The 12,666-nt window shown below is 55.4% G+C and carries 11 protein-coding genes and 2 pseudogenes; 3 read left to right on the plus strand and 10 right to left on the minus strand.

All coding sequences use genetic code 11. The features are described from left to right. On the minus strand, positions 1–539 hold a 539-nt coding region (locus ABJN75_RS15835), incomplete at its 3' end, for an ATP-binding cassette domain-containing protein (RefSeq protein WP_348440548.1). Positions 540–624: 85 nt separating this feature from the next. Further along, a complete protein-coding gene (locus tag ABJN75_RS15840; protein ID WP_348440549.1) occupies positions 625–1,632 on the minus strand; it encodes an ABC transporter substrate-binding protein in 1,008 nt (335 codons plus the stop codon). A 303-nt stretch (positions 1,633–1,935) separates the two neighbouring features. Here ABJN75_RS15840 and ABJN75_RS15845 point away from each other — a divergent pair. After that, a pseudogene (locus ABJN75_RS15845) lies at positions 1,936–2,496 on the plus strand (inositol monophosphatase family protein); the annotation flags it as partial. A gap of 35 nt (positions 2,497–2,531) precedes the next feature. Beyond that, positions 2,532–3,133: pseudogene (locus ABJN75_RS15850) on the plus strand (IS6 family transposase); the annotation flags it as partial. Here ABJN75_RS15850 and ABJN75_RS15855 read toward each other — a convergent pair. The 8 genes from ABJN75_RS15855 to ABJN75_RS15890 all read right to left on the minus strand — a co-directional run bounded on the left by ABJN75_RS15855 (position 3,034) and on the right by ABJN75_RS15890 (position 11,464). Further along, positions 3,034–3,552 (minus strand): IS6 family transposase, encoded by a 519-nt coding sequence (locus tag ABJN75_RS15855; protein WP_348440550.1) that lies wholly within the window; start codon positions 3,550–3,552, stop codon positions 3,034–3,036. The pseudogene ABJN75_RS15850 and the gene ABJN75_RS15855 sit on opposite strands and share 100 nt — an antisense overlap. Positions 3,553–3,857: 305 nt before the next feature. Then, on the minus strand, positions 3,858–5,168 hold the full coding sequence (locus ABJN75_RS15860) for a D-tagatose-bisphosphate aldolase, class II, non-catalytic subunit (protein WP_348440551.1): 1,311 nt from the start codon (positions 5,166–5,168) through the stop codon (positions 3,858–3,860). 82 nt (positions 5,169–5,250) lie between these two features. Continuing rightward, the gene (locus ABJN75_RS15865; protein WP_348440552.1) at positions 5,251–6,468 is read right to left on the minus strand and encodes a hypothetical protein; all 1,218 of its coding nucleotides are present in this window, start codon (positions 6,466–6,468) and stop codon (positions 5,251–5,253) included. A gap of 78 nt (positions 6,469–6,546) precedes the next feature. Beyond that, on the minus strand, positions 6,547–7,503 hold the full coding sequence (locus tag ABJN75_RS15870) for a carbohydrate kinase family protein (RefSeq protein WP_348440553.1): 957 nt from the start codon (positions 7,501–7,503) through the stop codon (positions 6,547–6,549). An 8-nt stretch (positions 7,504–7,511) separates the two neighbouring features. Beyond that, complete coding sequence (locus tag ABJN75_RS15875) at positions 7,512–8,579, minus strand: SIS domain-containing protein (protein WP_348440554.1); 1,068 nt, start codon at positions 8,577–8,579, stop codon at positions 7,512–7,514. A 68-nt stretch (positions 8,580–8,647) separates the two neighbouring features. Then, positions 8,648–9,757, minus strand: a complete 1,110-nt coding sequence (locus ABJN75_RS15880; protein ID WP_348440555.1) for a hypothetical protein — start codon at positions 9,755–9,757, stop codon at positions 8,648–8,650. A gap of 76 nt (positions 9,758–9,833) precedes the next feature. Next, positions 9,834–10,661, minus strand: coding sequence for an ABC transporter permease (locus ABJN75_RS15885; protein ID WP_348440556.1), 828 nt, complete (start codon positions 10,659–10,661; stop codon positions 9,834–9,836). Beyond that, on the minus strand, positions 10,661–11,464 hold the full coding sequence (locus ABJN75_RS15890; RefSeq protein WP_348440557.1) for an ABC transporter ATP-binding protein: 804 nt from the start codon (positions 11,462–11,464) through the stop codon (positions 10,661–10,663). The genes ABJN75_RS15885 and ABJN75_RS15890 overlap by 1 nt, the downstream gene beginning before the upstream one ends. 236 nt (positions 11,465–11,700) lie before the next feature. Between ABJN75_RS15890 and ABJN75_RS15895 the strand changes: the two genes are divergently transcribed. Next, positions 11,701–12,471, plus strand: coding sequence for a DeoR/GlpR family DNA-binding transcription regulator (locus ABJN75_RS15895; protein ID WP_348440558.1), 771 nt, complete (start codon positions 11,701–11,703; stop codon positions 12,469–12,471). The last annotated feature ends 195 nt before the right edge of the window (positions 12,472–12,666 follow it).

The raw sequence follows: 12,666 nt of genomic DNA on the forward strand, positions 1-12,666 counted from the left end.
CGCTGCACCTGCCGGATCTCGTCACGCAGCTCTGCGCGGACCTTGGCGTCAAGCGCTGAAAGCGGCTCGTCCAGCAGCAGCACGCGCGGATCGACCGCGATCGCCCGGGCCAGGGCGATCCGCTGCTGCTGCCCGCCTGACAGCTGACCGGGCATCTTGTCGGCGACCTGCGGCAGCTTCACGAGGTCGAGCAATTCGGCGACACGCGCGCCGATGTCGGTCTTCTGGGCGCCCCGGATCTTCAGTCCGTAGCCGATATTCTCGGCCACCGTCATGTTGGGGAACAGGGAATAGGATTGAAAGACGATGCCAAAGCCGCGTTTGCGGGCAGGCATCTGCGACAGGTTGGCACCCTCCAGCGTGATCTCGCCGCCGTCGAGATCGGCCAGTCCGGCAATCAGCCTCAGCAGCGTGGTCTTGCCGCAGCCCGAAGGCCCGAGCAGGCAGACGAATTCCCCCTTCTCGATTCCGATGGACACGCGGTCAAGCGCGGTGAAAGTGCCATAGATCTTGGTGGCGTCGCGGACAGTCAGATACATGGGGTGCTTGCTTTCCTTGGCGCGCAGACGGCCCGCGACCGTCTGCAAGGGATCGGGGCGACCTGTGCCGCCCCGGTCTGAGACCTCAACGGCCGAATTTTTCTTTCCAGGTTGCCTTCACGGCGGACTGGTCGGTGGCGGCCTTCACAAAGTCGATTTCTGCCAGGATGGCCGAGATATCAGCGGGAAGTCCAGCCGCCTCGGCGGCTTTTGAAGCATCGACGCCCGGCACTGTGATCAGCGCCTTGTACTGCTGATAAAGGCCAATTGCCTCATCCGACATGGTCCAGTCAAGGAAGGCCTTCGCCGCCTCGGGATTGTCGGTGCTGGCCATCAGGCCTGAGGCCTCCAGCTCGTAGCCCACGCCGCCCTCAGGGAATACCATCGCCAGGGGATAGCCTTCCTCGATCGACTGCATTGCGGTGAAGGCCAGCGAGATGCCCACGGTATATTCGCCTACCCGCGCGGACTTGCACGGCTTGGAGCCCGAGGAGGTGTATTGCGCCATGTTCGGGTCGACCGCTTCCAGCTGCGCCCAACCGGCCTCTTCGCCCATGCTCTGCAGCACTGCGTTAACGTGCAGGTACCCCGTACCGGAGGAATTCGGGTCGGGCATCAGCACCTCCCCCTCGAACGCAGGGTCCTCCAGGTCGGCCCAACTGGAAGGCATCGACAACCCCTTCTCCTCGAGCCGCGCAGTGTTTACGCAGAAGGCTCCCATATAGCCGATGGGCGCGAACCACTTGCCGTCTGCATCGCGGAAAGTGTCAGGCAGCACGTCGACGCCCTTCGCGGCATAGGGCTCCAGCATTTCGAGAATTTGCGGATCCATCATGGCGCTGACCGCCCAGCCCCAGATCACGTCGGCCTGCGGATTGCCCGCCTCGGCCAGCAGCCGCGCGCCCAGCTTGCCGGTAGACAGGCGCAGGACGTTGATCTCGGTGTCGGGCATGGCAGCCTGTGCGGCTTCGACGTAGGCCGCGATCTCTTCCTCCTCGAGCGCGGTATAAACCGTCAGCTCATCCGCCAGGGCCGGGGCAGCGAAGGTCAGGGCTGCCAGCGACAGCGCGGTGGTATTAATCCAGGTCTTCATGATCATCTCCGTGTTGGTTCACATCCTTGTCCGGACCTGCGCCCGGTCGTCCTTGGCCTTTGAAGAGGCCCATTCTGGTTATCTGCCCGGTGCGATGGTTCATCCGACGTGACTTTTTTGGGGCAATATGTGTAGTCTTGCATTATTGTGGCATTTGTCTACTGGAAATATCATTAAGGACGCCCGCATCGAGGCACCTCCCGAATCTGATGAATTTTTGTGCATTCCCTTATATCCCAATCCGAGACCGACCGGCTGGCGCAATTCGCGGACACCTTGGCGAATGCGACCGATCCGATGGCCATGACCTATTTCCGCAAGCCGCTGGATATCGAAGCCAAGGCCGACGATTCGCCCGTGTCCCAGGCCGACCGCGCTATTGAGGCCGCGATGCGCCAACAGATCACCGACGTCTTTCCCACCTACGGCATCCTGGGCGAGGAACACGAGGACGCCAGACTGGACGCCGACCGCATTTGGGTCATCGACCCTATCGACGGCACCAAGAGCTTCATGTCCGGCGTGCCCAGTTTCGCCACGCTGATCGCCTGCCTGGCTGTCGGTGAGCCCGACATCGAAGTGATTTCAATCCCGCCCACGGACGAACGCTGGACCGGCCAGCCCGGCGCACCCTCGTGGCTCAACGGTGTGCCCTGCTGCACCAGCGGGCAGCAGAGTCTGCCGGAGGCGATCCTTTATACGACCAGCCCCGACAGCTTCGACCCTGCGGGACTGGCGCAATTCGAAACTCTGTCTGAAAAGGTGGCGATGCGGCGTTTCGAGGGAGATTGCTATGCCTATGGTATGCTGGCGCCGGGCCATGTCGACCTGCTGGTCGAGATGAACCTGCACCCTTATGATTATATGACGCATGTGCCGGTAATCGAAGGTGCTGGCGGGATCTGCTGGCGGCGCGTGGGATCATCGTTTCGCACCAGACCGTGCGCCTCTGGGTGGAGAAATTCGGCAGGCATTTCGCCAATGATATCCGGAGGCGATCCGCCGGCAGGCTCGGCGACAAATAGTACCTCGATGAGGTGGTCATCTCCATTGGCGACAAGAAACATTGGCTTTGGCGCGCTGTCGATCAGGATGGATTTGTTCTCGTCGTTTTTGTGCAAAGCCGCCGCAATTCCAAGGCCGCCAAACGCCTTATGCGAAAGCTTCTGAAAGGACAGGAGCACTCACCCCGCGTCATGATCGCCGACAAGTTGCGATCCACGGCGCGGCAAAGCGCGACATCATGCCCAGCGTCGAGCATCGCTCGCACAAGGGCCTGAACAACCGAGCGGAGAACTCCCATCAACCGACCGGGCGACGAGAACGGATCATGAAGGGCTTCAAGTCAGCCCGACATCTCCAGCGTTTCGTCTCAATTCATGACCCTGTCGCCAACCTTTTTCACATTCCACGCCACGAAATCTCATCAGACCACCACCGCGAACTGAGAACCGAAGCCATGCAGATGTGGCACGAAATCGCACGCCTGCAAACCGCATAAGCAAAAGCCGCAGGCAACATTTTTGACCGGCGTCGGTTAACTTTACGGAGCCCCACCAGCAGGCGCTTGGCTGCCATTTTGTCGCGTCGCTTTTGTAAGATTTCGTCGAGAACGGTGCCATGCTGATCGACCGCGCGCCAGAGCCAGAACTTCTCTCCAGCGCATTTCACAACGACTTCGTCCAGATACCAAACATCGCCGGGGCGGGCCTGCCATCGCCGCAAGTTGCGGGCGATCGGGGGTCCGAACTTGGCGATCCAGCGACGGACCGTCTCATAGGAAACGTCTATACCACGCTCGAGCAGCATTTCCTCAACTTCGCGCAGGCTCAGATTGAACCGCAGGTAAAACCAAACTGCGTGAGCAACGATCTGTGGCGGAAAACGATGACGCTTGAAACTGATATCTGGTGTGTGCATCGTCGAAATTTACGCCCAACCCAAAACGCAGGCAACTGCAATACAGGTTTATGTGACAACGCCCACACGGCGTAGACGACAATTTCACGCGGATAACGAAACCCCTTCAGACGGGGAAATGACCTCGGCAACTTCATCTCGTCTCGATACCCGAAACGCGGAGGTCAATCAACTTGGCAATTACCAATGATCTGTCGAAATGGCGGCCTTTGAACATGGAGAGCTCCCGGAAATCCAGTCGCCTGTATGTATGATCGACCTTGCCATTTCGTTTGCGACAGAATCCTTTAGTTTACAGTGCCCTCTCAACCTCGCTGGGAGGGCACATGGCAAACATTGCAAGCTTCCGAATAGAACCGCAATACTTGCATTATTGACGCTCTAATCAAATTTTCAGGATGTGGTGAGATTTCACCGCTTACCACGCCCTCGTAAAGGCGGGGAAGGTATTGACTGATCAATGTCTCGGGTATCGGTGTTTTCCCAATTCTCGACAGCAGCTGATCGACCGCCCTTTGTGCTTCCGGAAGTGGCCAGTAATACCGAATTCGGTCACTGTAGCTGAAATGACGCATCACGTACCGTTCGCGTTCCGTACCGGAATAATAACGGTCCCATTCATCTGGTCGGTCACACATGATGCGCTCCATTTCCACTGCGAGGGAAGGCGACCCCGGCGCCACATGGCTTGCAATTGCATCCAGGCCATACAGAGCCTCGCGCATGGCGAATGTCAGGCCAGGGCCGACCTTGAGAATAGCAAACCCGTCCCTGACGAGATCCGACAGCCTCGTCAGCGGCTGGTAATCAGTCGAGTGTGCCTCGAATACCAGTCCGGGCAACTGCTCCAAAACGGCACTGAGTCCCGCTGCTTTTTCAGGAGCGTAGGTGATTACATTCTGACTACCGAACTCCACCCCCGGCTGGACCACAAGTCCGGCAATACGCTTGAACGCTTCCGGGATGCCGGCATCGTTAAAGGCTCGCTCATGAAGCGCCACGGTCTCAACAGCCGCCTCGGGTCTGGTGGCTTCCAGTGAGGTGATATTTTCATGCGCGCCACCCGGAGCAGGAACTTCCGTCCCAATGACGTAGCAGACATTGGTACCGATGGCGGATGAAACCCTCTCCGCAACCACGGCCAACCGAGCCGCACGTTGTGCGATCGTCTGGTCGGAAAGAGGCGAAAAATCGTCACCGCAAGCCATGCTTGTGTCGAGGTGAATCTTGGTAAAACCCGCCTCTACATAGGCTTCGACCATGCGTTCGCTTTCCTGCATCGCGTCTTCTACCTGGAGGCTTTTCCATGGATTGGGTCCGAGGTGGTCACCGCCAAGGGTGATCTTTTCCCTCGGCTGCCCAACGTTATCGGCAATCTTGAAAACGAAATCGCGGAAAGCGGCAGGGGTCATACTCGTGTAGCCGCCATGGTGATTGACCTGGTTGCACGTCGCCTCGATCAACACGTTCGATTGTAGTTCTTTTGCCAGCGCAAGAGTTGCCTCGATGACGAAGGGGTGGCTGGCGCAAACGGCAGTCACGCCTTTTCTCTGCCCTTGTTTGACGAACGCAACGAGATCAGCAATCGGATGCTTGATTGGGGGGGTAGCAGACATGTTGGATACCTGTTTTAAAATGGGGATGGACGACAATCGGTTTGCGTCTGATTGCTGGAAGAACAACGACGCTTTCTACGTATTAAAGAGCCATGAGTGGCTTTAAGTTTTCGATGGGAGTGTGCAGTAAATCCCAGGAAAGAACATAGCCCTGAACGCCGATGTCCGAGCCGATCTCCAATATCTCTTCCACGTTACGCGGCGTTATTTCCTTCACTCCCTCGATAGACACGGTCTCGAGACCCAGATAAAGCGGAGTGCCACCGAAGCAGGAAAGCGCCGACCGCGTCTCCGCGCGGATGAGACTCAGCGGAGCAACCTCCTCAAGCTCTTCGAGCGAATATCCTGCGACACCGTCAACATGATTGGCTACCCACTTCATGGTCTGAACTTCATCCAGGCCCAGATGATCCCCGAGTTCGTGAATGAGAGCCGGTAGTTCACTGCGCAGGCTGGATGGGCCTCTACCAAATCTGTAAATCATCGGCTTGATCCACTCCGCGTGATGGGTAAGAGCCTCAAAATCCTGTCCAACGAGGGGAGCAAGCACGGGCGAGAATACATCGAGGGAAACTTTCTTTCCGAGATTTCTCATGCGGTCGGCTACGGTCGCGATCATCTCGCTGATGGAATCAGCGCGAAACCTGATGAATTGCTGCAGCAGAGGCTGATCGGCAACAAGCAGTTCCAACCAGGGTGCGCCGGGCGGAATCTTGGCGAACCGCCCTTGTGTTCTGATGTCATGGGTTCCACCCAGGATGGCCCGCACTTCACACAGGTCTAATCCAGATTTCGCTGCCTTCTCCATACAATGTGGGCAAAAGCACGAGAAGACGTCCTGCAGCCCATTCGCAGCGGAAGGGAACCTAATCTTGTCGAGAAAGACACCGTCAAAGGCGTATTCCGTCATACACTTTTCCAGATAGCCTAGCGCCGCCAGGAGTGTGTCCGGATTGTTCGGGCAAGACTGCTTGAAAGTTTCAGCGATTCCCGTTCCGTCATATCCGTCCCACCCCCGGCTCCTTCTCGAATGATTGTCGACGACAAGATGCGAAGGATCAAAGCCAGGATAATCTGAAAGAACCGGATACCATAGGAAGACCTCGGATGATTGTCTGCTATCAGGCGAGGTCAGCATTCTATAGAGATCCGGCCGCTCCTGCCATCCCGCAATCAGAATGTCCAATTGGATACTCTTGCCCACCGAGTCCAGGTACCGCGCGACATTCCCCGTATCGAGCACGTCATCTGTCGAGTGGACACTGGATAGCTGGGCGACGATTTTGACGTTTTCCGACATTGTAACTCTCCTGATTTGTGCAGGACATATCCGGCGACAGCGACGGGGCTACATCATTCCCGGTCTAAGGCCGGCTGTTTACCGAACCTCGCCTTTCGGCCAATGGTAGTGGATGAACTGCAGGGCCTTCTGGATTTCCGGCTGACCTTCTGTCCCACCAGGCTGCCCCGTAGAGAGCGAGCCGCACGCAATTCCCAGCCGTAGGCACGAGATCAAGCTTTGGTCGGTCAGAAAGCCAAACAGGAAGCCTGCGTCGAAACTGTCTCCGGCGCCGACCGTATCCACAACTCCGATGGACGGAGCATCAAGCGATACTTGCTCCATGTCTCGACGCTGGGCGACAGCGCCCCGGCTTCCCATCTTGACCGCAACAACGCGGGCAGTCTTGGCAATCAGCCCGATCGCAGCTTCGACGTCATCGACCTTGGCTATCGCCTTTGCCTCGGTCTCGTTCGGCATGAACACATCGACCTGTGCGAGCAGATCCTCAAGGCCCGCATCCCACTTACCCGCAGGATCAAAATTCGTATCCAGCGACGTTGTCAGCCCCGACTGGCGAGCTTTCTTGAAAAGATGCGGGATGTCCGGTCGCAGGTTGTCGAGCAGAAAGTAGCCTCCCAGATGGAGGTGTCTCGCCGAGTGGATAATGCTTAGGTCTATCTCGCTATATCGAAGGGCTGGTATGCCTCCAGGTGCCGTCAGGATCGCACGGTCCAATCCCGTGGAGAGAATGACGCTCAGGCCGGTGGCAACATGAGGATCGACGATTATACCACTCGTGTCGACGCCACGCTCGTTCAGAGCGTCGACCATGAACCTACCCAGAATGTCATCTCCGACCTTGCCTATGAGCGCGGTCCGCAATCCCAGACGGGCGGCACCGCACGCGAATATCGCTGTTGAGCTGCCGATGACGAGCCGCGCATCCTCGACCAGTTTCTCAGTCTGGCCGAACGCTGGCACCACATCGCCGGAGAGTATCAGGTCTGCATTGACTTCCCCGACAGCAACCACATCGAATGTTGGTGATGGCATGATGTTTCCTACGTGCCGAAACTAAGTTCGATGAACTGTGTCAGGTTATTGGGTTTATCTGGGTTTTTCCCCTTCATCACGGCACGATGATACGCCAGCAACTGGAGCACCGGCAGGTAGAGGACATTGCGGAGATGTTCGGCAACGCCTGAACGAAACTCGATGTCAGTGTCATGCTCCCCTACACTGAGGGTTTGTGCACCCAAGGCGGCAACCTCCTTTAGAACAGCCGTTTCGTGTCGATAAGCATTTTCGGACACGAGGCCGACCACCAACGTTTTTTCGTCGACCATGGAGATCGGGCCATGACGGAATTCAAGAAAGTGAAACGGCTCGGATACGGTCTGGCTCATTTCCTTGAGCTTGAGGCTTGCTTCGCAAGCAAGACTATGGCGTGGGCCGCTTCCAAGGAAGAAAACCTGGCTGATCTGTTCATCAGCGGCAAGCCGCTGCGAGAGGACGGAATAATCCCGAATGAGCCTATTTCCTGCCCCCACAAGTAGGTCTTTGCAACCTGCGCCGACAGGGGCTGGTCCAAGCATGTCCGCAATTGCCGCCGCGGCCACATGCATTGAAGAGAATGACTGTGTCTGGGCTACGCTTTGTTCTTGTCCACTTTCGATCGCCAGCACGATGTCGCCAAAGCTGGTTAAAGGGGAATTTGCATAATTGGTGATGACGACAACTTTGCCTTGGCGCTTTGTCTTGAATTCCTCTGCTGCGCGAAGCGTCTCGGAGGTGGAACCCGAACGTGAGATCGCGAAGAGGAGGCCATCTTGCTCCGACAGAACGCCGGCAGGATTAAGCAACAATTCCGAGGCCGGGCATGCACGGGCGACGACCCCTGTTCGTGCCTGGAATATCTGGGCGGCAGACATTGCCAGATAGTATGTGCTGCCACATCCGGTGAATAATACCTGGCCTCGGCTCGCCATGTCTATCGCACCAAAGTGAGGCGCGAGCGCTAAGACGAGCTCGATTGCTTCGGACCAGGCTGCCGTCTGGGCATTTATTTCCTGCAAGGTGGAAAATCCGGGCGATGTCATGATCATGGTTCTTTCTATACGGGCGAGCATGTAGCTCCCCGACGAAGCTGCGACGGTGTCAACCGTCACAGCCTTCGGCTTGGTTCGGAGGCTAGGTGTTATTGGAGAGGCTTGTCGACCCAGGAGAGAAGGTCGCTGTTCGCGGTAAACTTCTTATACCAGTCGTCCAGTGGATTTTTGGCCCTATAGTCCGCGTCTTCGGGAAGTTCTGTTGACGTGGCGACATAGTATTTTGCCGAATTCTCCCAGAATAGTGGAGATTCAGGATTGTAGGTTGTTTCCGCGTCCTGCTGGTAGGTCCTGAATTCCAGAAACTGGTCGAATATAAATTTCAGAGACTTCTCGTCAGTTGCCACCCCTGAGTGGTCGTTCATCGCCTTGACGACAATCGGCAGGATCTGGTCGATATTCTCCTGGACATACCGATTGTAGCGGTAGGACATGGCCATAATCTTCAGTGCTGTGTCCGTGTTTTCCTCAAGCCAATCCTCGTTAGAAGCGACATTACTGTACCAAAGTCCGGCAGAACCCAAGATTTCGGCTCCGCCGATCATCTGGAATTGATCCGAGTGATTCATCAAGAGATTGATCTCGGAAGGCAAACCTCCGATGTAGAACTCACCTTCGCCAGATATAAATGCCAGTGCAGCTTTCTCGTCGTCGGCGAAATTGATAGTCTGCACATCATCAATCTCCATGTCGCCCTCCCCGAGAACTGCCGTCAGCAGTGGCTTATAGTTGGCAGTATAGATTGGTAATTTCTTACCTTTCATCTGGCTTATGGCCGCTTTTTTGGCAGCCTCGGCACTTCCGAGTTCGGAAAGCAGTTCCTGATAGGTTTTCGATTGGCCCTTGCGGCCAATGACAGCAAAGCCCTTAAACTGGCTGACAGTTAGAAAATTCTGCATCTCTGGCACGGATTCATAAAACGGATAGTTGCACACCACGCAGGTATTCACCGTATCCAGCGAACCGTTTGCCAGCGCCTGGATGGAAGGACCGCTTTGCGTCAGCCATTCGAACTTGAGGTCAACGCCAAGTTCTTTGTCCCAACCATACTCCTTGGCTACACTGAAGAATTGGTAGTCGAAGAAGGGTGTCATTCCAACGCGGACATCAGAAATTTCTTGCGCCTGCATCGTATTGACTGGGAGAATAGCCCCCATCAAAATCGAGAATGCAAGCCCCATTTTTTTTATATACGACATAGATCTGTTCCCTTTCCCTTGATCTTAAGCATGCGTGACGGAGTTTATGATTACATCTACCTTCAAACGTGGATCTCTATGTATTCCCCACTATTGAAGCGACAGCACCCATGCTGGACCTTCGCTCGGTCCAAGGGATCAAGCGTTTCTCGGCTGCAGCAATGATGGTGTCCAGAAAAATGGCAAGGATGCTGTAAATGACGACGAGAATGATGATGCCAGCTGTCCTGAGATAGGTTTGTTGGAGTATGATGAGATAACCCAAACCAGCCTGGGAGCCCATAAACTCGGCAGCGACGTCAAGACCCCAGGACGCTGCAGCGGCCACGCGGATAGCGCCGATCAGGTGGGGAGCGATATAGGGCACGATGACTGTGGTGTAGATGCGCTTCCGATCTGCACCGAGCGTGAGTGCCGCTCTAATGTAGATGGAAGGTACATTGCGGATTGCTTCGATCGTTGTAATGCCAAGTATGACCGATGTTCCCATGGCGATCAGGGCTATCTGCGGTGCCCGCCCTATTCCGAACCACAAAATGAACAACGGAATAAGGGCAAAGACTGGAATGGGACGGGCGAAATCGAAGATGGCGCCGAGATACACGCGTACGGTCTTGCTGTAAGCCATGGCGAGGCCAGAAACTGTACCGATGGAAACACCGATCACGAAGCCCGCCAGCGTTATGGCGACGGTCGTCAGGATCGCCTGCGGCAGCAGCGGAGCAAGGCCGAGGAAAGCCTTCCATACGGCCGCGGGAGGTGGAATAAAGATGGGCTTGACGAGTTTGAACTCCGAAATGACGACCCACAGAACGATGAGCGCCAGAGGAATGGCGAGTTTGGGAAGAAGATTGCCAAGCTTGCTACCTGTTGCCGCCGCTGGGTTGTTTTTTGCGGTCGTCATCAACTCTGTTCCCCATTTGCATCAAGGACATGTCCAAGTTCACGTCTCATCGTCTGGAATTCGGGTGCGGTCTTGAGGTCGCGATGACGCGGCCGACCAAACGGTACATCGACGATCTTGGCTATTCGCCCCGGATTTCTGGCCATGACGACAACTCGGTCCGCCATGTAGAGCGCCTCCTCGAGGTCGTGCGTCACGAACACCACCGTCATACGGTGTTCGGACCAGATACCCAGGAACTGTTCCTGAAGGCTTGCTTTTGTCATGACGTCAAGCGCGGCGAAGGGCTCATCCATCATCAGGACCTCCGGGCGCGTTACGATTGCCCTGGCGACATCAACGCGCTTGCGCATACCTCCCGAGAGCTGCTTTGGGTAAAGCGTCTCGCACCCTGACAGGCCGACCATCTCAAGACTGCGGGCGACACGACGACCGCGTTCTTCCTTGTTGATCCCTGCTATCTTCAAACCGTATTCGACGTTTCCGTGCACAGTGAACCAAGGGAAGACTGCGTCGTCTTGAAAAACGACTGTACGATCTGGTCCCGGGCCGACAATCTCTTTGTCATTAATGGACGTCTTCCCGGTCGAAGTTGGAAGGAGCCCCGCGATAACGTTGAGGAGGGTGGTCTTTCCACAGCCTGACGCGCCTACGATAGCGACAAATTCACGATCTCGAATTTCAAGACTCAGATCCTCGATGATGTTGATCTGCCTTGCCTTCTTATCCGGATAACCGAATGTCAGATGTTCTATGCGGATCTTGGTCCCATCGGTTTCAGGCCGCTCTCCTAAAGCGCTCACTCAAAATTCCTTTCCTAGCCTTGCGGCAAAACACGGCAAACATTGCTTCGCTTTGACGAAAGTTAAGTTGTTCAGCGACCTGCTGTCAATCATTTATATGACTATTTATTCGTATTTAGTACTCATATAATCAAATTTTTGATTGATATGAGAAAATAACGATTGAAAAATCAAGTTACATAGCTACAGAGTGATATGGTTCAAATCTTCGAATCGAAGGATGTACGAGACAAGCCATGTCAGTCACGAATGAACGGCGGAAAATCGCCATCAGAGAATATCTGTTACGATCTGGGAGCGCCAAAGTCTCCGAGCTAAGTCAGCATTTCAATGCCAGCGAGGCGACCATTCGCAGGGATATTCTGGAGCTGTTGCGGGAGAGCGGCTTTAAAAAGTTTCGTGGTGGAATAGCTGTTGACGACACAAATTCAGAGCTTTCGTTTGCACAACGCAGCTATCTTCAATCCGATAAAAAGCGACGGATAGGCCGGAAGGCTGCCGAGTTGGTTCGGGATGGGGAAACGGTTTTTCTTGGCTCTGGCTCTACGGTGCTGGAGGTTGCCAAAAACCTGACGACGCGCAGAAACCTGACCGTAATCACGAACTCGTTGCCCGTAATCACCACCCTTGTCGAAAGCCCGGGAGTGGATCTTGTCGTGACGGGCGGCGCATTGCGCAGGCCAGAACTTTCCTTCATTGGGCACATTGTCGGGAAGACGCTTTCCGAACTGAGAGCCGACAAGGTGATTATCGGTATTCAGGGAATCCACCCGGAAAGCGGCTTGACCAACGACTTTTTGCCTGAAGCTGTTCTCGACCGGGTGCTTGTTACGTTCGCGCCTCAACTTATCCTCGTGGCCGATAGTTCGAAAATCGGTAAGATCAATGCGTCCGCGGTCGGGGGAATCGAGGACATCGGTTGGCTCGTGACCGACACATCGATAGACGCTAACTTTTTGAATGGTCTAAGAAAACACAACGTCCAGATTTTGATAGCTGATGAGTAGAAGGCGGTAACTTCGCCTTAACACAGGGAGCGGAAAAAGGTGGGGGTAAGAACCGGATCTGATAGCATGGACGGTCTCCTCCCCCGGCATCTGTGATGCCATAGTGCGGTTGTTGGAAGCCGCAAACAGGAGAACCGTCCATGAGGGAAGTTAGCACAATAGGAATTGATATAGCCAAGAGCGTATTTCAGGTTC

Source organism: Hoeflea sp. (genome assembly GCF_039975035.1).
Classification (GTDB): domain Bacteria; phylum Pseudomonadota; class Alphaproteobacteria; order Rhizobiales; family Rhizobiaceae; genus Hoeflea.